This is a genomic window from Nonomuraea cypriaca, from assembly GCF_015645445.1.
Lineage (GTDB): Bacteria > Actinomycetota > Actinomycetes > Streptosporangiales > Streptosporangiaceae > Nonomuraea > Nonomuraea cypriaca.
Genome location: NZ_JADOGI010000140.1, coordinates 1 through 20344 on the forward strand (window position 1 = coordinate 1; position 20344 = coordinate 20344).

The following is a 20344-nucleotide window of genomic DNA, read 5'->3' on the forward strand; positions in this document are numbered from 1 at the left end:
CCATCCCCGCCACCATCCCCGCCACCAAGGCCGCCACCAAGGCCGCCACCAAGGCTGTGACGAAGGCCGTGACCAGGGCCGCCCCCATCCCCGTGACAGCTGCCAAGGCGACGGCCAAGGCCACTGTGAATCGTGTCATCAACTCCAAGGCAACCAACGGACTTGCCCCTGCGGCCCCAGCCGACGCCGCCGGAGCCGCTCAAGCGATCGACCACCAGCCGCCAAGTGACCGCCGCATCACGTCGTATCGCCGTACAGCGGCCACCGCCGTCTCAGGTGAGCCCCCCGCCCGGACCTCACACCACACGGGGCCCAAAACCCGACGACCTGGGAGATGGCTGCGCTACGCGCTCACGAACCGGGAGCGCGGCATGTCCACAGCCGAGTACGCCGTAGGGACCATCGCGGCCTGTGCCTTCGCCGCGCTCCTCTTCAAGGTGGTCAGCAGCCCAGAAGTCCAGGGGATGTTGTCCTCCCTCATCGATCGAGCGCTCAAGACGAACGGATGATGCTCCGCCCACCGCGGACATTGGATTGCAAGAGGCGGCAGGCATCGCGGGGTTCTGTAACGGCCGAGACCGCCGCGATGCTGCCCGCTCTCATGGTCGTCCTGGCAGCCGCACTATGGGCCGTCCAAGCGGTAGGCGTCCAACTGGAATGCGTGGACGCGGCCCGAGCGGCAGCCCGAGCGGCAGCCAGAGGCGAGCCACTGGATCAGGTGAGCGAGTTGGCCCGCGCAGCCACAAGACCAGACGCACAGGTAGACATAGCCCGCGACCCGGAGACCACAAAAGTCCAGATCACCGTAGAAGTACGCCCAGCTTGGGGCCCCGCGTTGCCCGCAGTCCGCGTGTCCGCCTCAGCCACCGCCGATACCGAACCATGAAACGCCAGTCGAGCCCTCTGGAAAGGGCGACGGCCATTACTCCCAAGGAGAGGGAGGGGGAGGCAGCGCTCACCCCAAAGGAGAGGGAGGGGGAGGCAGCGCTCACGTCCAAGGGGCTCACTCCCAAGGAGACGAAGGGGAGACAGTGGTCACGCCGAGGAGGGGAGGGGGAGGCGGTGATCAATCCCAGAGAGCGAGGCTCGGCCACGCTGTGGGGCGTAGCACTCATGGGGCTCCTGATGGCGGTCGCGACGGCGTTCGCCACCGTGGGTTCCGCGCGAGTGGCCCGCCACCGCGTCAACAACGCCGCCGACCTGAGCGCCCTGGCCGCGGCCAGGCTCGCGCTCGTCGACCCACAAGCCGCCTGCGCCAGAGCAGAGGCACTGGCTGCCCAGAACGGAGTGCAACTGACCAAGTGCCTGATCACCGATGAGATCGCCGACGTCTGGACCTCCTTGCCGATCTCACTACCGGTAGTCGGCACCCGCACGGTGCTGGGCAGATCACGCGCAGGCCCAGCAGGACCTGATCCATCCGAAATCGATCCCTAGGACTGTGCTGAGATCGCTGGGGCTGTGCTGCCGAACGGCGTTGACATCCGATCTCACGTGCGTCATATCGCACGTGGATGGCTGTGAAGCCGGTTGCGGTCTGTAGTGCAGGGTTTCAGTGGTGGCGGGATCGCCACTGCGGGGTGGCGATCCCGGTCAGGACCGTCCGCGCCAACCGGCAGGGGGAGGTCAGCGCGTCCCTGCAACTGGCCCAGACCCTGGCCACCGCTGTCATCAGCGGGCTGGGCGGAGCGCTCATCGCCCATGGCGGAACCGGTCCGTCGTCGTTCCTGACGATCTTTGTCGCCACCGCGGTCCTGAGTCTGGCCGGTGTCGCGATGGCCCGCCGGATCGGGGCGTCGCCCCGGACCTAGCACGGTGACCTTGGGTGTTGCGCGCGAAGGTCGTGCTGCGGTGTGCGGAAGGTCGAAGGCTGGTTCAGGGCGTTTGGGGGTCCGGACTCAGGAGGGTGTCCAGGAGGCGGATGGCGCCGCGTTTGTGCAGGGGGTCGTTGCCGTTGCCGCATTTGGGGGACTGGATGCAGGATGGGCAGCCGCGTTCGCATTCACAGGAGGCGATGGCTTCGCGGGTGGCGGTCAGCCATTCGGTCGCGCGGGCGTAGCCGCGTTCGGCGAATCCGGCGCCGCCTTCGTGGCCGTCGTACACGAAGACTGTGAGCAGGCCCGTGTCGGCGTGGAGTTCGGTGGAGACGCCGCCGATGTCCCATCTGTCGCACGTGGCGAACAGCGGAAGCAGGCCGATCGAGGCGTGTTCGGCGGCGTGGGCGGCGCCGCCGAGGTCGATGGCCGCCTCGGCGAGGGGGGCCACCGCCGTGGCGGGGAGCGTCCACCAGACCGCGCGGGTGCGGAGGGTGCGGGGCGGCAGGTCGAGAGGCTCGTCGCCGAGCATCTCGCCTGAATGGAGACGTCTTTTGAGGTACGAGACCACCTGCCTGGTCACCTCCACCTCGCCGAAATGCAAGGTGCCCGGGCCGAGCGGGTGGGAGCGTTGCGTGGCGAGAATGGAGATATCGGTGATGTCGCGGGCGAACGTCGTGTAATCGGGGTTCGCGCTGGAAACCAGGGCGACTCCGCCTTCCAGGTCGAGGAGCTCCACCAGGAAGGTCTCGCCTTGGTGGAGGTAGACCGCGCCCGTGTGCACCGTGGTGTGGGCCGACGGCTCGTCCACGCTGCCCAGGAGCCTGCCGGTGGACGACTCCACGACCTGGATGGGGGCGCCCCCGCCGCCTCTGATGTCGGCGAGGTCGGTGGCGCGCTCGCGTCTGGTCCAGAACCAGCCGGCCGGGCGTTTCCTCAGCAGACCCTGCTGGACCAGGTCTTCCAGGACGTTGGGGGTGGTGGTTCCGAAAATGGGCAGGTCGTCGTCGGTCAGCGGGATCTCGGCGGCTGCGGCGCAGAGGTGGGGACCCAGGACGTATGGGTTGCCGGGGTCGAGGACGATCGCCTCAACCGGCTGGCCGAACAGCGCCTGGGGGTGGTGCACCAGGTAGGTGTCCAGGGGGTCGTCCCTGGCGATCAGTACGGCGAGCGCGTCCTGCCCGTCCCGTCCTGCCCGGCCCGCCTGCTGCCAGAGGGAGGCCCGGGTGCCCGGCCATCCTGCGATCAGTACGGCGTCCAGGCCCGAGACGTCCACGCCGAGTTCGAGGGCGTTCGTGGTGGCCAGACCCATGATCGTGCCTTCGCGCAGGGCCTTCTCCAGGAGTCTGCGATCCTCGGCGAGGTATCCGGCCCGGTAGGCGGCGATCTTGTTGGGGAGGTCTGCCCAGTCCTGAGCGTCCGATTCCGAAGGGTGGGGGAACGCCCAGTCGAGCGGGCTTTCTGAGCGCGCCGGATTCTCCAGGTTCCCCGCGTTCGCCGGTCGGCTGTGCTCGCCGGTCGTGTTGAACGGTGCCGGTTCGGAAGCCGGCGGTTCGGTGGGTGTTGGTGTGGGGGAGCCCGGGTCCCCAGATGCGTCATGCATGCGGGCATGGGAAGGCTGATCGGGCTGCGGCTTATCGGACCCGCCGGAATGCGGGGGCTGATCGGGCGTACTGGAAATAGGGGTTGGAAGGGAGAAAGCGACGTCGGTGAGTTTGGCGCGGGCGGCCAGGGCGACGGTCTCGGCGCCGCGGCGGGAGCGGACGAAGGCGAGGGTGCGGATGTCGGCGAGTACGAGGTCCGCCAGCAGGTCGGCGGTCTCCGCCGTGGCCGTCCGGCGTACGGGAGCCCCGCCCTCGCCCCGCAGATCCGTCAGGGGCGGCTCCCACAGGGCGATGGTCGTCGAGCCCCTCGGCGAGGCGTCCGAAGTCACCTCGTCCATCTCAAGCCCCGTCAGCCTCATCGCGAACACCCCAGGCTCGCTGGCCGTCGCAGAAGCCAGCAGGAACGTGGGCCGCGAACCGTACCGGGCGCAGACGCGGCGCAGGCGGCGCAGGATCTGGGCGACGTGGGAGCCGAAGACGCCGCGGTAGCCGTGGCACTCGTCCACGACGACCATGCGCAGGCGGCGGAAGAACGAGGACCATTGGGCGTGCCGTGGCAGGATGCCCCGGTGGAGCATGTCCGGATTTGTCAGGACGTAGTTGGCGTGTTTCCGGACCCACGTACGTTCCTCGAACGGCGTGTCGCCGTCGAAGCAGGCCGCCCGCAGCTGGGTGATCCTCAGCTCCCGCAGGGCGCGCAGCTGGTCGGCGGCCAGCGCCTTGGTCGGCGTCAGGTAAAGAATCGTGCCGCCGTCGAGGCAGGAGGCCACCGCCGGAGTCAGGTACGCCAGCGACTTCCCCGACGCCGTGCCCGTCGAGATGATCACGTTTCGGCCACGGAATGCCAGGTCGGCGGCATCGTACTGGTGAGGCCAGAGTCCTGTTACCCCGCGGTTCGCCAAGCGCGTAACAAGCACTTCTGGAGTCCATTTGGGCCAACGGACTTGACCTGCCCGACGTGCTGGAACATGCTCCACATGGGTGACGCGCTCGTGACGTGCGGGAACACCAAGCAGGTGGTGGAGGAGTGGACCTGCCTGTTCTGGGGAGGATGCGGAGGAAGTCACTGTTTCCAGTCTTGCATCTGTGGGCAAAGTCGTCGGGAATCGTGATTTCGTATAGACACAAGCCAGGCGCGTGGTTGAATGCCGCGCGTCAGGGTCGGACAGTCCGGGGCCACGCTCCAGACTGCCAGGCCGGCAAGAGTACTTTCGCAGGCGAGGCGCTGGAGGATCTGTGGATCTGAAGTTGGATCACCACAACGAGGACCGACTCACCATCGTCGAGGTCGAGGGTGAGATCGATGTCTACACCGCGCCGAGATTGCGTGAGCTCCTCATCGACCTGGTGAACAAGGGCAATTTCCACCTTCTCGTCAACATGGAGAAGGTCGACTTCCTGGACTCCACCGGCCTCGGCGTGCTTGTCGGGGGGCTCAAGCGGGTTCGCGCGCACGACGGCTCACTCGAGCTGGTCTGCACCCAGGAGCGCATCCTCAAGATCTTCCGGATCACCGGCCTGACCAAGGTCTTCGGGATCTACGCTTCGGTCGACGAGGCCAAGGAAGCTCACGGCAAAGACAAGTAGCATGGCTACCGTCGAGCTGACGTTCAGCGCTCTTCCCGCGCATGTGCGCACCGCACGGCTGGTGGCGACGGCGATTGCTCGCCGCACCGGCGTAGAGGAGTCCCTGCTGGACGAGGTCAGGCTCGCTGTGGGTGAGGCGTGTTCCCGGGCGGTAGAGGCGCATCGTGTCCACTGTCCGGGCGAGCCCATCCGCATCGAGTTGCGTGACGATTCTGGGCGGTTCGAAGTCACGGTCAGCGACCTGGCCCCCAGCGATGAGATCAAGCAGGAGCAGCCGCTCGATCTCGGCATGCTCTCTGACTCGTTCATGTCAGGCTTCGGCATCGCGGTCATCTCGGGGCTGGCCGACGACGTCGAAGTCTTCCCCAGCCCCAAGGGCACCAACATCCGGATGAGCTGGCCGGCGTCCAGCGAAGTTTGACCAAACTTTTTCTCCATTTTGTACGGCGGAGCCGCCGAACCGCCACCCGCCGACCATGATCGGGCGCCTCCAGGGAGACGGCCTCTGACCCGCACAGGGCCGGCCGCCGTCACGGCGCCCGGCACCATGGCTTCCGTTCAACCGGGCACCATGGCTTCCCGATGAGATCGTTGCCTCCGGATCTCGAGACGTTCCACGTTCGCCAGTGGACGTCTCGAGGTTCGCGCATGCCCGATGAGCGCGCCATAACGCCCTGCCCACCAGCGCTCCATCCTGTGTCCAGAGCCTCAGCGTGCGGCGTCGCCCGTCCATGCCCCCAGAAGCCGCGAAGGGGCCGGGAGAGGCCCTCAGGAACGCTCCAGGGGACCGGCTCAGGAGAGGGTCCCGGGATGGCTGGGGCGGCCCGTGTGGGATTGGGATGGTTGCGGAAGTGTAGTTTCGGGCAGACCGTTTCCGTGGGTTGTCATGACCGTAAACGCGCGGAAATTTCGCCTGTCAGAGTCCAAATGGGGGCTTCGGCAGGGGATTACTGAACGCATGCACAATTAGCGGCCGCCAGAGACTTCATATCCGGTCAGTGCCTGCGTAGACTCCCGGCACCGGCCAAGGTGATCCGGCGGAACCCGCGGATTCAACCGGAAGCGGCACCCACAACCCGGATGGTGCCGCAACACCCGCCGAGGAACGCCGCAGCACCGCCCGGGCAGGACGACCGGTCTTGCCGAGGAGAACGATGAGCAGGCACATGCTGGCAGTGGAGCCAGCGTCCAATCTGGCCCTGAGCGGAAACAATCTCACCATCGTGATCGTGGTCGCCGCGGTCGCACTGATCGCGCTAGCCGTCGCCGGTGGCCTGGTGCGCGAAGTGCTGTCCGCCGGCCAGGGCACCGAACGCATGCAGAACATCGCGCGTGCCGTACAAGAAGGCGCCGCCGCATACCTGACACGCCAGTTCCGCACGTTGGCGATCTTCGTCGTCGTGATTCCCTTCTTGCTGTTGTTGCTACCGGGAGAGGCCGACGTACGCATCGGGCGGTCGATCTTCTTCGTGGTCGGAGCGGTGTTCTCCGCGCTGACCGGTTTCATGGGCATGTGGCTGGCCGTGCGCGGTAACGTACGCGTCGCCGCCGCGGCCAACGACTCGGGCGAGAAGCGCGCCATGCGCATCGCGTTCCGTACCGGCGGTGTGGCCGGGATGTTCACCGTGGGCCTCGGCCTGCTGGGCGCGGCCGTGGTCGTGTTCATCTACCAGGGCACCGCGCCTGGCGTGCTCGAAGGCTTCGGGTTCGGCGCGGCGCTGCTGGCGATGTTCATGCGCGTCGGCGGCGGCATCTTCACCAAGGCCGCCGACGTCGGCGCCGACCTGGTCGGCAAGGTCGAGCAGGGCATCCCCGAGGACGACCCGCGCAACGCCGCCACCATCGCCGACAACGTGGGCGACAACGTCGGCGACTGCGCGGGCATGGCGGCCGACCTGTTCGAGTCGTACGCGGTCATGCTGGTCGCCAGCCTCATCCTGGGCCGGGTGGCCTTCGGCGAGGAGGGGCTGATCTTCCCCCTCATCGTCCCGATGATCGGCGTGGTCACCGCGATCATCGGCATCTTCGTCACCGGGATGCGCGATCGCGACCGCAACGGCATGGCGGCCATCAACCGCAGCTTCTTCATCTCGGCCGCGATCTCGGCCGTGCTGGTGGCGGCGGCCGCGTTCTGGTACCTGCCCGACAGCTTCGCGGGCCTGAGCGGCTCCAGCGTGCAGTCCACCGCCGACCCGCGGCTCATCGCCATCGGCGCGGTGCTCATCGGCCTGGTCCTGGCCAGCGCCATCCAGTTGCTGACCGGCTACTTCACCGAGACGAACCGGCGCCCCGTACGCGAGATCGGCGAGAGCTCGGCCACCGGCCCTGCCACGGTCATCCTGGCCGGCATCAGCGTCGGCCTGGAGTCGGCCGTCTACTCGGCGCTGATCATCGGCGGTGCGGTCTACGGCGCGTTCCTGCTGGGCTTCGGCAACGTGACGGTCGCCCTGTTCGCGGTGGCGCTGGCCGGCACCGGCCTGCTGACCACGGTCGGCGTGATCGTGTCCATGGACACCTTCGGCCCGGTCTCCGACAACGCCCAGGGCATCGCCGAGATGTCCGGTGACGTCGAGGGTGAGGGCGCCCGCGTGCTCACCAGCCTCGACGCGGTCGGCAACACCACCAAGGCCATCACCAAGGGCATCGCGATCGCCACGGCCGTGCTGGCGGCGACCGCGTTGTTCGGCGCCTTCCGCACCGCGGTGGAGACCGAGCTGGCCGCGGCCAGTCAGGCGGTCAAGGACACACTGGGCACCTTCGCCAACTTCAGTCTCAGCATCGATCAGCCCAACGTCCTCGTCGGCCTGATCATCGGCGCGGCGGTCGTGTTCCTCTTCTCCGGCCTGGCGATCAGCGCGGTCAGCCGGGCCGCGATGCGCGTCGTCTTCGAGGTACGCGACCAGTTCCGCAACAACCCCGGCATCATGGACGGCACGCAGAAGCCCGAGTACGGCCGGGTCGTGGACATCTGCACCCGCGACTCGCTCCGTGAGCTGGCCACGCCCGGCCTGCTGGCGGTCATGACCCCGATCGCGGTCGGCTTCGCCCTCGGCTACGCCCCGCTGGGCGCGTTCCTGGCCGGAGCCATCGCCTGCGGCACCCTGATGGCCGTCTTCCTGTCGAACTCGGGCGGCGCCTGGGACAACGCCAAGAAGCTGGTCGAGGACGGCCACCACGGCGGCAAGGGCTCCGAGGCGCACGCCGCGACGGTCATCGGCGACACGGTGGGCGACCCGTTCAAGGACACCGCGGGACCGGCGATCAACCCGCTCATCAAGGTGATGAACCTGGTGGCGCTGCTCGTCGCCCCCGCGGTGGTCCTGTACGCGGGCAACCCGGCGGTGCGCATCGGCATCACGGTGGTGGCCGTCGCCGTGGTCGTCGCCGCCATCGTCGTGTCCAAGCGCCGGTCGGTGACCAGTGAGCCGGCCAGCAACAACAACCGGGAACACGAGCCGGTCGCGTCGTAGCGGCCATCATCCAACAGACGCCCGCTCCCGGCGACGGGGGCGGGCGTTTCCCGTGAGGGTGCCGGGACCCGCCGCCGATGGGAAACTGGGCACGTGGAAGACGACAAGCAACCCAGCGGCGGCAAGACCCTGGGCCTGATCCTGCTGGCCATGCTCGTCATCCTGGCCGTTCTCGTCGGGCTGGCCGTCTGGGCCACGAGGTCGGGGTGATCGAGTGCGTACCTTGATCGTGCTGCGGCACGCGAAAGCGGCCCAGGTGCCGGGTCTGGCGGACCGGGAGCGGCCGTTGACCGGGCGGGGTGAGCGCGACGCCGCGCGGGCGGGTGAGGAGATCAGAGCGGCCGGGCTCGGCCCTGACGTGGTCCTCTGCTCGCCGGCGCTCAGGACCAGGCGCACGGCCGAACTCGCCTTCCCCGAGGCGGAGATCAGCTACGAGGGCGACATCTACGAGGCCTATCCGGACGAGCTGCTGGAGCTGCTCCGGCGGTCCGACCCGGGGCTCGGCACCGTGGTGCTGTGCGGACACAATCCGGGTGTGCACGAGCTGGCCGTGAGCCTGGCCGACGGCGACTACGTGTTCCGGCCGGGGGCGTTCGCGGTGATCCAGGTGGAGTCCGCGTGGGCCGACCTCTGGCCGGGCGAGGGCCGCCTGCTCACCCACTGGGACCCCAAAGAGCCCTGAACGACCCCCAAAGCCCGCAAAGAGCCCTGAACGACCCCAAAGGCTCTAAAGAGGGCTGGGCGGGCTCAGCCCGCTGTCAGGACGCCGTCTTCGGCGTCGGCCGCCTCCACCTCGTCCCGCGAGATGCCCAGCAGGTAGAGGATCGAGTCGAGGTACGGCGTGTTGACCGCCGTGTCGGCGGCCTGCCGCACGACGGGCTTGGCGTTGAACGCGATCCCCAGCCCGGCCGCGGCGATCATGTCCAGGTCGTTGGCCCCGTCGCCGATGGCCACCGTCTGGGAGATGGGCAGCCGCGCCTCGCGCGCGAAGCGCTCCAGCGCCCGTGCCTTGCCCGGGCGGTCGACGATCTCGCCGACGACCCGGCCGGTCAGCCGTCCGTCGATGACCTCGAGGACGTTGGCCGCCGAATAGTCGATGCCGAGCTCGTCCACCAGGCCGTCGGTGATCTGGGTGAACCCGCCGCTGACGATGGCGAAGCGGAAGTCGAGCCGCTTGAGCGTGCGTACGAGTGTCCGGGCGCCGGGCGTGAGCACGACCTGGCCGCGTACGCGCTCGAACACCTCGGCGGGCAGCCCTTCGAGCAGCGCGACCCGCTTGCGCAGCGACTCGGCGAAGTCGAGCTCGCCGCGCATGGCCTCCTCCGTGATCCCGGCGACCTCGTCCAGGCAGCCCGCGTGAGCCGCCAGCAGCTCGATGACCTCGCCCTGGATGAGCGTCGAGTCGACGTCCATGACGATGAGTCGCTTGGCCCGCCTGGACAGGCCGGTGCGCTGCACGGCCACGTCGACCTCCTGCGCGGCGGCCTCGGCGGCCAGCTCCACGCGCAGAGCGGCGGGGTCGGCGCCGGAGACCGACATCTCGATGCAGGTGACGGGCCACTGGGCGAGGCGTTCGATGCGGTCGATGTTCGCGCCGGCGGCGGCGATGCGACCGGCGATGCCGGCGATGGCGGCCGGCTGCAGCGTCGCGCCCAGCACGCTGACGGACAGGCGGCCGCGGCGGCGCTGCTCCTTGGTCTGGGAACCGGTGGAGAGCTCCACCTCCATGCCGAGGTCCTCGGCCACCCGCTCGACGGCGGTCCACATGGCGCCGAGGGTGGTGCCGGTGCCGGTCGAGGGGCCGCCCGCGTAGGCGACGAGCACGCCGAGCGTGAGCCGGCCGCGGATGACGACCTGTTCGATGTCCGCCACCGTCACCGGAAAGCTGGACAAAACGGAGAAAAGGCGCGAAGTGACCCCCGGTCGGTCGGGGCCGTTCAGGGTGATCAGGAGGGTGCGCGGGTCCACATCCAGCCACGGTACTGCGCCCGGCCGGATGCTCGCGCAGCAGGTACGGCATTAGGAGCCGGGCGCAGCCTGTGATCGCGAAGATTCAGCCGGTCAGGATCAGGTGCGTGTCGCCGAACTCGTGCCACAGATATCCCTTGCTCAGCGCCGCCTCGTACGCCCGCGCCAGCGCCGCCTCGCCCGCGAACGCGGCCAGCATCTGCAGGTGGCTGGAGCGCGGCTCGTGCAGCCCGGTGATCAGCCCCGTCACGGCCCGCGGCCCGTGCTCCGGGGTGACGACGCGCGTGGTCCAGCCCGCCGCGGCGGACACCCGGCCGTCCGCGCCTGCGGCCGTCTCCAGAGCCCGTACGACGGTCGTCCCCGCCGCCACCACCCGGTTGCCGCTCTCCCGCGCCAGGTTGACCAGCCGCGCCGTGTGGCCGGGCACCTCGTACCGCTCGGCGTAAGGCGGCTCGTCCTTCTCCGGCGAGGCCACGCCCGTGTGCAGCGTGATGGGCGCGATCCCGACGCCGCGCGCCACCAGCGCGGTCACCAGATCGGCGGTGAACGGCCGCCCAGCGCTCGGCATCTCCGCGCTCCCCGGCACGGTCGCGAACACGGTCTGGTACGCCTCGATCGGCCACTCCCCGGCCACGTACGAGTACCGGATCGGCACCCCGTGCGCCCGCAGGTACGCCTCCACGTCAAGGTCCAGCGAAGCCCGCCACAGCCGCGGCGTCTCCCGTCCGAGCAGCCGCAGCGTGGCCCGTCCCGGCATCGGCAGCCACTCGCCAGGCTCGCCACCGCCGTACGGCTCGGACGACTTCGAGGTACGGCGGCGCAGCTCGACCAGCCACGTCCCGTCCTCCCTGGCGGTGGAGAAGTGCACCGCCAGCCGATCCAGCCGGACGGCCGCGGGCAGCGTCGCCGAGTTGTTCACCACGACGAGGTCCCCGGGACCGAGCAGCTCCGGCAGGTCCCGGAAGCGGTGGTGGGTGGGGCCGAGGTCGCTGTGCGAGTCCCGCGAGTCCCGCGAGTCCCGCGAGTCCCGCGAGTCCCGCGAGTCCCGCGAGTCCCGCGAGTCCCGCGAGTCCCGTGAGTCCCGCGAGTCCCGCGAGACCGGCGAGACAAGCGAGACCATGAGGCGTACCTCGTCTCTGGCCAGCCCCCTCGCCTCGGGCGGTTCGTGGGCCGCCAGATCGGCCGGCAGGGCGAAGTCAGGAACCAGGCTCATTGCAGGCTCACCCTTCCGCCGGCCGGCCGGGCCTTGACGAGGTCGTGCAGCGCCGCGGCGACCTTGGCAGGGTCGGCGGCGGCCGCCGCCTCCTCCGCGCCCACGGCGTCGGCCAGCATGCGCGTGTTCATCTCGCCGGGGTCCGCCCACCAGACCCGGAGGCCGGGCTCCTCGGCGGCCAGCACGTTCGACAGCTGTTCAAGCGCCGCCTTGGTGGCCCCGTAGCCGCCCCAGCCCTCGTACGCGCCCGTGGCGGCGTCCGAGGTGATGTTCACGACGGCTCCGCCGGACGCCCGCAATGCCGGCAACGTGGCCTGGATGAGGGCCAGCGGCGCGGTCACGTTCGTCTCCAGCAGCGCGCGGAACGCCTCCAGCGGGTAGTCCGCCAGCGGCGGCAGCGGGGTCGCGCCGAGGTCACTGGCGTTGTTGACCAGCAGGTTCAGCTCAGGCGCCGCCCGTGCCAGCCGCTCCACGTGGGCCGGGTCCGACACGTCGCCTGGGATCGCCAGGGCGCCCAGCTCGGCGGCGGCCCGATCCAGGGCGTCGGCGCCGCGCGCGGTGAGTACGAGGTTCCAGCCCGCCCCCGCCAGGGACCTCGCCAGGGCGAGTCCGAGTCCGCGGGATGCGCCGGTGATGAGTGCGGTGTTCGTCATGTCACCGACGGTAGGAAGACGGCGCGGATCGCACATCGGGCCGAGGACCCGTGGGGGAATGGGCACATCGTCCTAGGACCATAGAGTGGGTGCCGTGACCACCGACCGAGACGAGATCCTGCAGGCGGTGAGCTCGGCGGTGCTCGCGGTCACCAGGCACCTGTCGGTCCGCGAGGTGCTGCAGGTCATCGTACGGTCCGCGCAGCGCCTGCTCGACGCCCGCTACGCCGCCCTCGGCGTGCCCGACGACGACGGGTCGTTCGCCGAGTTCGTCGCGGAGGGCATCACCGGCAAGCAGTGGGACGCCATCGGGCCGCTGCCCAGGCAGCACGGCATGCTGGGTGCGATGCTCCGCGAAGCGGCCCCCGCGCGGCTGCCCGATCTGCGCGCGGACCCGCGATTCGAGTACTGGCCCAAGGCCCACCCGGTCATGAAGGACTTCCTCGGCGTCCCGATCCGCGACGGCGAGCAGGTGCTCGGCATCATCTTCCTGGCCAACAAGCGCACACCCGGCGGGTTCACCCAGGAGGACCAGGACCTGCTCACGCTGTTCGCCGCGCACGCCGCGATCGCGCTGACCAACGCCAGGCTCTACGAGCGCGGCCGCGAGCTGGCCATGCTGGAGGAGCGCAACCGGATGGCCCGTGAGCTGCACGACGCCGTCACGCAGAAGCTGTTCTCGCTCAGGCTCACCGCCCAGGCCGCGGGCGCCCTGCTGGAGAAGGCCCCCGACCAGGCCGCCGTCGAGCTCGAACGCGTCCACCGGCTCGCCGGTGAGGCCCTCGCCGAGCTGCGCGCCGTGATCGTCGAGCTGCGACCGGCCGAGCTGGACCGGCACGGCCTGGCCGAGACGCTGCGCAAGCACGTACGCATGCTCGACCGGCTCCACCCGTCCGAGATCACGTTCGAGTGCGCGGAGTTGCCGCCGCTCGACTCGGCGGTCGAGGTGGCCGTGCTGCGCGTGGCCCAGGAGGCGCTGCACAACGCCCTCAGGCACTCCGGGGCCGCTCGCGTCTCCGTACACCTGAGCTTCGAGGATGGCAGGCTGGCGCTGACCGTCGTCGACGACGGTCGCGGTTTCGACCCGGCCGAGTCACGCGGCCTGGGCCTGGTGTCGATGCGCGACCGGGCCGAGTCCGTCGGCGGGATCATGGCGGTCGGCTCGGCCCGCGGTGAGGGGACGACCGTACACGTGGAGGTGGGGGTTTGATCCGGGTGCTGATCGCTGACGATCATCCGGTGGTGCGGCAGGGGCTGCGTACGTTCCTCGACCTGCAGGACGACATCACCGTCGTCGGCGAGGCGGGCGACGGGGAGCGGGCCGTCGAGCTGGTCGGCGACCTCGCTCCCGACGTGCTGCTGCTGGACCTGAAGATGCCGGTGCTCGACGGCCTCGGCGCGCTGGAGCGGTTGACCGGCTCCGCGACCAGGGTGGTCGTGCTGACGTCGGTGAGCGACCGCTCGGACGTGGGCCCGGCCATGCGGGCCGGCGCCGCCGGCTTCCTCTACAAGGACGTCGACCCGCCCGCGCTGGTCCAGGCCGTGCGCGCGGTCCACGGCGGTCAGGTGCTCCTGGCCCCCGAGGCGGCCGAGGCGGTGCTGGCCTCGGTGGGCGGCGTGCCCGCGCCGGTGCCGCTGACCGAACGGGAGCGCGAGGTGCTCGGGCTCATCGCGGCCGGCCGGTCCAACAGGGAGATCGCGCGGAGCCTGGCCGTCGCGGAGAAGACAGTCAAGACCCACGTCTCCAACGTGCTGATGAAGCTGGGCGTACAGGACCGCACCCAGGCGGCGCTCTACGCCGTACGTCATGGGTTGGGTTAGGAATTTCTGATCGGCTCGAATATGGCGTGGTGGGCGGCCACGAGGGCGCGGCGTACGGCGCGGTCCAGGTCACGCAGGGCGGCGCCGCGTACCGCGACCTGGCCGGAGGTGAGCCCGCGCTCGTCGGCCACGCGCAGCACGGTGGCGAGGCGCGTGGCGAGCGTGGAGACCCGGTGCGCTCTCGCGGGGTAGCCGGGCGCCAGCTCTCCGCCCCGCTCCAGCCGCTCGGGGCGCTCCTGCGCGGGGCCGTCGACGGAGTCGAGCGTCTCGGTGGCCGCGCGCATGGCGTCCGACAACTCGCGGTCGGCCTCGGCCAGCGACGGCAGGTCATGGCGAATGGGCCCGGACTCATGCACGTCCAGACGTATCCCGACATAGGACGACCCGCGCCGATCCACCGTGGGCACCAGCCCCAGGTTGTGGTCGTCGAGCACCGCGATGGCGGCCTGCCCCACGTCGACCGCCGCCGCGTTGAACGACGCCGGCCCCGACAACCCCAGCGGGTCGCCGGGCGCGGGCAGGGCCAGCCGGAACTCGCGCAGTCCGCCGCCGCGCAGGTTTGCGAGGTATTTACGCAGCGGGACCTCGCCCGCGACCGCGGGACCTCCGGCGGCTTCCACGTGGTCAGCCGCCTCGTCGAGGCCGACGTGACCGGCGAGCCACGCGTTGCCCCAGGCGACCAGGGACGGGCAGACAGGCGATTCAGGGCGCACCGGTCCACGATAAGCGCTCGCCCTGCAATAGGTTTGTCCCGAGGGTGACTCCTAAGGAGGGATCGGGGATGGGTGGTCAGGTGCTGCGGCTCCAGGACGTCGCCGTCAGGCGCGACGGAGCGGCCCTGCTGCGCGGCATCGACTGGACGGTCAACGCGGACGAGAGATGGGTCGTCGTCGGTCCCAATGGCGCGGGTAAGACCACGTTGCTGCAGGTCGCGGCGACGTTGCTCTATCCGAGCGAGGGGCTGGTCGAGGTGCTCGGGGAGCGGCTCGGCCAGGCGGACGTGTTCGACCTGCGGCCGCGCATCGGTCTGGCGAGCGCCGCGCTGGCCGAGCGGATACCGCCCGAGGAGAAGGTCATCGACCTCGTGCTGACGGCCGCGTACGCGATCATGGGCCGCTGGACGGAGGAGTACGACTCCAACGACGTGACCAGGGCCGTCGAGTTGATCGACATGATGGGGGCGGCCCATCTGATCAGGCGGCGGTTCGGCACGCTGTCGGAGGGCGAGCGCAAACGGGTGCAGATCGCCCGTGCGCTCATGCCGGACCCCGAGATGCTCCTGCTGGACGAGCCGGCGGCCGGGCTCGACCTGGGCGGCAGGGAGGACCTGGTGCGCCGCCTGACGGTGCTGGCCGGCGACTACCGCTCGCCGACGCTGGTGCTGGTGACGCACCACGTGGAGGAGGTGCCGAGCGCGTTCACGCACGGGCTGCTGCTGCGACACGGCTCCGTGGTGGCCCAGGGGCCGCTGGAGCACGTCATGACCGCGGACAACCTCTCGCAGACGTTCGGGGTGCCGCTGTCGTTGGACCGCAGCGCCGAGGGCCGCTGGTACGCCCGCGCACACTAGATCACGATTTATGCGGAAAAAGCAGCTGTACGACTGAGAACACGGAAACGAAATATCATCTACGGAGTCGGTCCCCTCGGCTTCGGAGCGTCGCCATGTCCACCCAGCAGCTCATCGTCGCGATTATCGTGGTCGGAGCGGTGGGCTTCGGGGTGGCCCGGACGATCCGCATCATTCCGCAGGCCACGGCCGCCATCATCGAGCGCCTGGGCCGCTACCACCGGACGCTGACGCCGGGGCTCAACCTGGTGGTGCCGTTCATCGACCGCGTCAAGGACATGATCGACCTGCGCGAACAGGTCGTGTCGTTCCCGCCGCAGCCGGTGATCACCTCCGACAACCTGGTGGTGTCCATCGACACGGTCATCTACTTCCAGGTCACCAATCCGAAGGCGGCCACGTACGAGATCGCCAACTTCCTCGTCGGCGTCGAGCAGCTCACGGTCACGACGCTGCGCAACGTCGTCGGCGGCATGGACCTCGAACGCACGCTGACCTCCCGCGAGGACATCAACACCGCGCTGCGCGGCGTGCTCGACGAGGCGACCGGCAAGTGGGGCATCCGGGTCAACCGGGTCGAGCTGAAGGCCATCGACCCGCCGGTCTCCATCCAGGACTCGATGGAGAAGCAGATGCGCGCCGACCGCGACAAGCGCGCCGCCGTGCTGACCGCGGAAGGCCAGCGGCAGGCGGCGATCCTGGCCGCGGAGGGCGAGAAGCAGGCGTCGGTGCTGCGGGCGCGCGGCGAGGCGGAGGCGGCCGTGCTGCGCGCCCAGGCGGACGCCGAGGCGCAGGCCATGCGCGCCAAGGGGCAGGCGGACGCGATCGGCATGGTCTTCAAGGCCATCCACGAGGGCAAGCCGGATCAGCGGCTGCTCGCCTACCAGTACCTACAGACCCTCCCTGAGATCGCCAAAGGCGACGCCAATAAGATCTGGATCGTCCCATCAGAAATGGGCAAAGTCCTGGAGAATCTGGGCGGCCTGTTCACACCCCCCAAGAGCCCGGACTCCTGAAGCCGGTCTAGGAGGGGTTAGTGACGGGGTGGGAACTGGTCGCGGTCTGCGCGGCCGGTGTGGTGGCGGGCGCCATCAACGCGGTGGTCGGGTCGGGCTCGCTGATCACGTTTCCGACGCTGGTGGCGATCGGCGTCGACCCCGTCACGGCGAACGTCTCCAACACCATCGGCCTCGTGCCCGGCTCCCTCACCGGCGCGTACGGCTACCGCGTCGAACTCGAAGGACAACGCGAGCGGGTGCTGCGGCTGGGCCTGGCCTCCGGCGTGGGGGCGCTCATCGGCGGGATCCTGCTGCTGTTCCTCGACCCGGACATCTTCGAGGTCGTGGTCGTCGCGCTGATCGCGGTGGCCTGCGTGCTGGTCGTGGTGCAACCCTGGCTCAACCGATGGCTGGCCGAGCGCAGGGAACACGCCCACCCGCACGGCGGCCCGGCGTTGTGGCTGGGCGTACTGGGCGCGGGGATCTACGGCGGGTATTTCGGCGCCGCCCAGGGCGTGCTGCTGATCGGCCTGCTCGGCAGCTTCCTCGACGAGCACCTCCAGCGCGTGAACGCCGCCAAGAACGTCCTCGCGCTCGTGGTCAACGCCGTGGCCGCCCTGTTGTTCGTCTTCGTCGCGGACGTGGACTGGCAGGCCGTGTGCGGGGTGGCGCTGGGCGCGATGGCCGGCGGGTTCGCCGGGGCCCGGGTGGGGCGCCGCATTCCCCCGCCCGTGCTGCGGGGGGTCATCGTCTGCGTGGGGATCGCCGCCATTATCGTACTGGTGTACGGATAGTTGCCAGTGGGTATACCCATGGCATGAAAGGTGACCGGGTGGAGATCGTCATCGACGCGGGGGGAACACCGCGCACTTACGAGATCAGGGCCACCCGCGCCGGGCGGCGGGTCGAGGTGACCACGCGGCGGGGGCTCGTCGAGGTGAGCGAGGTCACCCGCAGCGGCAGCCCCGTACGCACCGCCAGATTCATGTCCAGCCGCATCCTGGCCCTGGTGGAACACCCCGCCGACGAGGTCACCTGAAGTCCGCCGCGTGGTTCAGCCGAAGCCCGCCCCGTGGTTCACCTGAAGTCCGCGGCGTGGTCGCGTACCCACTCGCGGAAGGTCAGCGCGGGGCGGCCGAGCAACCGCCGCACGGTGTCGGTGGCCTGCTCGGGACGGGTGACGAAGCCCGCCCAGGCCCTGAGCGCGGACTCCACGACGGCAGGATCACCCCAGGTCGCCATGAGCTCCTCGCGGGCCTCCTCCGGCGGCTGCTCCTCCCAGCGCGCCGCACGCCCTACCACCTCGCCGATCACCCGCACCTGCTCGGCCGAGGTCAGCTGCTCGGGGCCGCTGAGCACGTAAGTGGCCCCGTTGTGCCCCGCCGAGGTCAGCACGTGCACGGCCACCGCCGCGACGTCCTTCTCGTGGATCAACGGCCTCGACGCCTGCCCGTACGGCTCGCGCACGACCCCCTGCCTGATCCGCTCGGCCCACCCCAGCGTGTTGGCCGAGAATCCGCCGGGCCGCAGGAACGTCCAGCCGAGCCCCGAGTGCCGGATCAGCCGCTCGACCTCGTAGTAGTGCGTCGGGGAGCCGTCGGGAACGTTCGCCGACAGGTACACCACACGCCGGGCGTGCTCGGCGATGGTCGTGACGACCTCGGCGGCGTTGCCCAGGGTGAAGCCCGGCCACAGCAGGAAGACGCTTTCCACGTCCTTCAGCGCCGGCTCAAGGGTCTCGGGCACGGTCAGGTCGCCCTGTACCGTCTCCACGGGGAAGCCGGCCTTGGGGTTCCTGACGAACGCGCGTACGTCCAGCCCGGCCTCCGCGAGCTGCGAGATCACGTGCCTGCCCACATTTCCGGTCGCCCCGGTCACAAGGATTTTGCCCATGTCCGGACGGTAGGACCTCAACCGGACTTCAGGTCAACCCGGGGCGTACCTGGAGCGTGCCGTCCCGCCGGAGTCGCGTCTCGAACACCGGCGCGGGGGCGGTCGCGGGCCCGTGCCGTACCGAGCCGTCGGACAGCCTGAACGCGCTGCCGTGCCACGGGCAGACCACGCAGGACTCGCCGTCCTCCGTGACGAGCTTGCCCTGGTGCAGCGGGCCCGCCAGGTGCGGGCAGCGGTCCGCGAGCACCGTCACGGCCTCGCCCTTGCGCAGGACGAAGAGCTGGATGTAGCCGAGCCGCCGGGACACGGGACGGCCCTCCGGCAGGTCCCTGAGCAGGCACAGGTCGTGCCAGCCCAGCGGCACCAGGTGCTTGATCTGCGGCGCGTGGTTGGCTCCCGCGGCCTGCCGGTAGGCCAGGTGGCCGCCCAGATAGGCGCCGAGACCGCCGACGGCGAGCCCGGCGAACGACAGCATCCGGCCGGGACGCTCGTGCCCGCCCACGCGGGCCAGCAGGGAGGCGGAGAACAGGCCGAGTGCGGTCATGTTGGCCAGCATGTGCACGAACCCCACCCGCTGCTGCTCACGGTGCAGCGAGGACCAGTCGGTCAGTCCGGCGGCGGCCGTGGGCAGCGCGTTGGCGATGCCCGTGGCCAGCAGCAGACGGGCGGCCCGCGGGTCGGCGCGGGCCACGTCCAGCACGGCCGTCGAGAGCCAGCAGCCCAGGCTGACCGTGGCCAGCGGCGGGTGCAGCGGCTCTCCCATGGGGACGCCGTGCAGCACGTCGCGCAGCAGGCCCCGGCCGACGCGCCGGCGTACGGTCTTGGCCAGCGCTCGCACCGGGCGGTCCATGGCCTTCGACTTCTCCAGCCGATCGGCGAGGGCGACCGGACCGGCGAAAGCCCGCAATTGCCGACGCTTTGCGCGTACTGTCTCCTTCACGTCGAGTCCCCTACCCCGGGCATGTGGGGATCACTCGGACAGGTGTCCCCTGGCCACCGAGAGTTCTACCAGCTCCCGGGCGTACGCGCCGAGCGACGGCGAGCCCTCCTCGATGATCCGTATCTTCTCCCTGACCTGCCCGGCCCGCACCTTGAACAGCGGCCACGTGCCCCCCTCGGTGTGGTGGTTGGCCAGGATCGGGGCGAAGCGGTCGAGCGCCTTGGCGAACTTCGCCTCCGGCGTCTCCATGGCCTCGAACTCGTCCCAGAGTTGCCGCAGCCGCCCGGCCTGGTCGTCGGGGAGCAGCCCGAAAATACGCTCGGCGGCGGCCGTCTCGGCCTCGGCCTGGGCGGCCACCTCCACCGGGTCGTAGATGAAGGTGTCACCGGCGTCGATCTCCACCAGGTCGTGCACCAGCAACATGGCCACCACCCGCTGGAGGTCGGTTTCCGGTGGGGCGTGCTCCCCGAGGACCATCGCCAGCGTGCCCACGTACCAGGAGTGCTCTGCGGTGTTCTCCCGCCGTGAGCCGTCGATGAGATGGTTGCGGCGGATGATCCGCTTCAACTTGTCGATCTCGATGGCGAAGGCGATCTGGGCGTTCAGGCGGTCCTCTTCTGGCGCGATAGTCACGCGCGACACCCTAATGTGCGATGATCACCCCGGTTGGTGAAATCGTGACCGGATCTCCGGTGAACACTGCGTTACCACTTGGAACGTCGATGGTGGTTTCGGCGGTCAGGGCCTCCGCGCCGGCCCCCGCGTGCCCGGCTGACCACGCTCATCTTGTCCCGGACCGGGCGCATGGGGAAG

Annotated in this window: 22 protein-coding genes; 14 read left to right on the top strand and 8 right to left on the bottom strand. The window is 69.9% G+C overall.

What is annotated here, in order from left to right:
* From ITP53_RS60575 to ITP53_RS35515, 4 genes are all read left to right on the top strand, one after another.
* Nucleotides 1-509: DUF4244 domain-containing protein (locus ITP53_RS60575; protein WP_328816811.1), on the top strand; the 509-nt coding region annotated here is incomplete at its 5' end.
* Complete coding sequence (locus ITP53_RS60580) at nucleotides 509-886, top strand: TadE family type IV pilus minor pilin (protein WP_328816832.1); 378 nt, start codon at nucleotides 509-511, stop codon at nucleotides 884-886. The genes ITP53_RS60575 and ITP53_RS60580, both read left to right, overlap by 1 nt.
* A gap of 176 nt (nucleotides 887-1062) precedes the next feature.
* Nucleotides 1063-1437: an Rv3654c family TadE-like protein gene (locus ITP53_RS59620; protein ID WP_195899837.1), complete on the top strand. Its 375-nt coding sequence runs from the start codon at nucleotides 1063-1065 to the stop codon at nucleotides 1435-1437.
* A gap of 143 nt (nucleotides 1438-1580) precedes the next feature.
* Nucleotides 1581-1811: a hypothetical protein gene (locus tag ITP53_RS35515; RefSeq protein WP_195899838.1), complete on the top strand. Its 231-nt coding sequence runs from the start codon at nucleotides 1581-1583 to the stop codon at nucleotides 1809-1811.
* A gap of 64 nt (nucleotides 1812-1875) precedes the next feature.
* Here ITP53_RS35515 and ITP53_RS35520 read toward each other — a convergent pair whose 3' ends face one another.
* Nucleotides 1876-4245, bottom strand: coding sequence for a DEAD/DEAH box helicase (locus ITP53_RS35520; protein WP_328816814.1), 2370 nt, complete (start codon nucleotides 4243-4245; stop codon nucleotides 1876-1878).
* Between the two features lie 409 nt (nucleotides 4246-4654).
* On the opposite strand from ITP53_RS35520, the gene ITP53_RS35525 reads away from it, so the two are divergent.
* The 4 genes from ITP53_RS35525 (at nucleotide 4655) to ITP53_RS35540 (ending at nucleotide 9157) form a co-directional block, all read left to right on the top strand.
* On the top strand, nucleotides 4655-5005 hold the full coding sequence (locus tag ITP53_RS35525; RefSeq protein WP_020542579.1) for an STAS domain-containing protein: 351 nt from the start codon (nucleotides 4655-4657) through the stop codon (nucleotides 5003-5005).
* A gap of 1 nt (nucleotide 5006) precedes the next feature.
* Nucleotides 5007-5426 (top strand): ATP-binding protein, encoded by a 420-nt coding sequence (locus ITP53_RS35530; protein ID WP_195899840.1) that lies wholly within the window; start codon nucleotides 5007-5009, stop codon nucleotides 5424-5426.
* Between the two features lie 733 nt (nucleotides 5427-6159).
* Nucleotides 6160-8475, top strand: coding sequence for a sodium-translocating pyrophosphatase (locus ITP53_RS35535; protein ID WP_195899841.1), 2316 nt, complete (start codon nucleotides 6160-6162; stop codon nucleotides 8473-8475).
* 214 nt (nucleotides 8476-8689) lie between these two features.
* The gene (locus ITP53_RS35540) at nucleotides 8690-9157 is read left to right on the top strand and encodes a SixA phosphatase family protein (protein ID WP_328816818.1); all 468 of its coding nucleotides are present in this window, start codon (nucleotides 8690-8692) and stop codon (nucleotides 9155-9157) included.
* 65 nt (nucleotides 9158-9222) lie between these two features.
* Here the strand turns inward: ITP53_RS35540 and serB are convergent, their stop codons facing one another.
* The 3 genes from serB to ITP53_RS35555 all read right to left on the bottom strand — a co-directional run bounded on the left by serB (nucleotide 9223) and on the right by ITP53_RS35555 (nucleotide 12309).
* Nucleotides 9223-10443, bottom strand: a complete 1221-nt coding sequence (gene serB, locus ITP53_RS35545) for a phosphoserine phosphatase SerB (protein ID WP_195899842.1) — start codon at nucleotides 10441-10443, stop codon at nucleotides 9223-9225.
* 85 nt (nucleotides 10444-10528) lie between these two features.
* On the bottom strand, nucleotides 10529-11656 hold the full coding sequence (locus ITP53_RS35550; RefSeq protein ID WP_195899843.1) for an S-adenosylmethionine:tRNA ribosyltransferase-isomerase: 1128 nt from the start codon (nucleotides 11654-11656) through the stop codon (nucleotides 10529-10531).
* Nucleotides 11653-12309, bottom strand: coding sequence for an SDR family oxidoreductase (locus ITP53_RS35555; RefSeq protein ID WP_195899844.1), 657 nt, complete (start codon nucleotides 12307-12309; stop codon nucleotides 11653-11655). The genes ITP53_RS35550 and ITP53_RS35555 overlap by 4 nt, the downstream gene beginning before the upstream one ends.
* Before the next feature lie 94 nt (nucleotides 12310-12403).
* On the opposite strand from ITP53_RS35555, the gene ITP53_RS35560 reads away from it, so the two are divergent.
* Both ITP53_RS35560 and ITP53_RS35565 read left to right on the top strand, forming a co-directional pair.
* Nucleotides 12404-13519 (top strand): GAF domain-containing sensor histidine kinase, encoded by a 1116-nt coding sequence (locus ITP53_RS35560; protein ID WP_328816821.1) that lies wholly within the window; start codon nucleotides 12404-12406, stop codon nucleotides 13517-13519.
* Entirely contained in the window at nucleotides 13516-14130 is a 615-nt protein-coding gene (locus tag ITP53_RS35565; protein WP_195899846.1) for a response regulator, read from the top strand. Before ITP53_RS35560 ends, ITP53_RS35565 begins: the two co-directional genes overlap by 4 nt.
* On the opposite strand, the gene ITP53_RS35570 is transcribed toward ITP53_RS35565, so the two are convergent.
* Entirely contained in the window at nucleotides 14127-14843 is a 717-nt protein-coding gene (locus tag ITP53_RS35570; protein WP_328816823.1) for a hypothetical protein, read from the bottom strand. The genes ITP53_RS35565 and ITP53_RS35570 overlap by 4 nt on opposite strands.
* A gap of 68 nt (nucleotides 14844-14911) precedes the next feature.
* Here ITP53_RS35570 and ITP53_RS35575 point away from each other — a divergent pair, with 68 nt between their 5' ends.
* The 4 genes from ITP53_RS35575 (at nucleotide 14912) to ITP53_RS35590 (ending at nucleotide 17737) form a co-directional block, all read left to right on the top strand.
* A complete protein-coding gene (locus ITP53_RS35575; RefSeq protein WP_195899847.1) occupies nucleotides 14912-15700 on the top strand; it encodes an ABC transporter ATP-binding protein in 789 nt (262 codons plus the stop codon).
* A 95-nt stretch (nucleotides 15701-15795) separates the two neighbouring features.
* Nucleotides 15796-16716, top strand: a complete 921-nt coding sequence (locus tag ITP53_RS35580) for an SPFH domain-containing protein (protein WP_195899848.1) — start codon at nucleotides 15796-15798, stop codon at nucleotides 16714-16716.
* Nucleotides 16717-16736: 20 nt separating this feature from the next.
* Nucleotides 16737-17492: a sulfite exporter TauE/SafE family protein gene (locus ITP53_RS35585; RefSeq protein WP_195899849.1), complete on the top strand. Its 756-nt coding sequence runs from the start codon at nucleotides 16737-16739 to the stop codon at nucleotides 17490-17492.
* 23 nt (nucleotides 17493-17515) lie between these two features.
* Entirely contained in the window at nucleotides 17516-17737 is a 222-nt protein-coding gene (locus ITP53_RS35590; protein ID WP_195899850.1) for a hypothetical protein, read from the top strand.
* A 38-nt stretch (nucleotides 17738-17775) separates the two neighbouring features.
* Here ITP53_RS35590 and ITP53_RS35595 read toward each other — a convergent pair whose 3' ends face one another.
* The 3 genes from ITP53_RS35595 to ITP53_RS35605 form a co-directional block, all read right to left on the bottom strand.
* Nucleotides 17776-18591 (bottom strand): SDR family oxidoreductase, encoded by an 816-nt coding sequence (locus ITP53_RS35595; protein ID WP_195899851.1) that lies wholly within the window; start codon nucleotides 18589-18591, stop codon nucleotides 17776-17778.
* Between the two features lie 28 nt (nucleotides 18592-18619).
* On the bottom strand, nucleotides 18620-19498 hold the full coding sequence (locus ITP53_RS35600; protein ID WP_195899852.1) for a Rieske 2Fe-2S domain-containing protein: 879 nt from the start codon (nucleotides 19496-19498) through the stop codon (nucleotides 18620-18622).
* Between the two features lie 63 nt (nucleotides 19499-19561).
* Complete coding sequence (locus ITP53_RS35605; RefSeq protein WP_195899853.1) at nucleotides 19562-20173, bottom strand: HD domain-containing protein; 612 nt, start codon at nucleotides 20171-20173, stop codon at nucleotides 19562-19564.
* Nucleotides 20174-20344 lie beyond the last annotated feature (171 nt).

Coding starts and splice junctions, on each gene's coding strand:
- ITP53_RS60580 (WP_328816832.1), top strand. CDS start 509: ATGCTCCGCCCACCGCGGACATTGGATTGCAAGAGGCGGCAGGCATCG.
- ITP53_RS35530 (WP_195899840.1), top strand. CDS start 5,007: ATGGCTACCGTCGAGCTGACGTTCAGCGCTCTTCCCGCGCATGTGCGC.
- ITP53_RS35535 (WP_195899841.1), top strand. CDS start 6,160: ATGAGCAGGCACATGCTGGCAGTGGAGCCAGCGTCCAATCTGGCCCTG.
- ITP53_RS35550 (WP_195899843.1), bottom strand. CDS start 11,656: ATGAGCCTGGTTCCTGACTTCGCCCTGCCGGCCGATCTGGCGGCCCAC.
- ITP53_RS35555 (WP_195899844.1), bottom strand. CDS start 12,309: ATGACGAACACCGCACTCATCACCGGCGCATCCCGCGGACTCGGACTC.
- ITP53_RS35575 (WP_195899847.1), top strand. CDS start 14,912: ATGGGTGGTCAGGTGCTGCGGCTCCAGGACGTCGCCGTCAGGCGCGAC.
- ITP53_RS35580 (WP_195899848.1), top strand. CDS start 15,796: ATGTCCACCCAGCAGCTCATCGTCGCGATTATCGTGGTCGGAGCGGTG.
- ITP53_RS35590 (WP_195899850.1), top strand. CDS start 17,516: ATGAAAGGTGACCGGGTGGAGATCGTCATCGACGCGGGGGGAACACCG.
- ITP53_RS35595 (WP_195899851.1), bottom strand. CDS start 18,591: ATGGGCAAAATCCTTGTGACCGGGGCGACCGGAAATGTGGGCAGGCAC.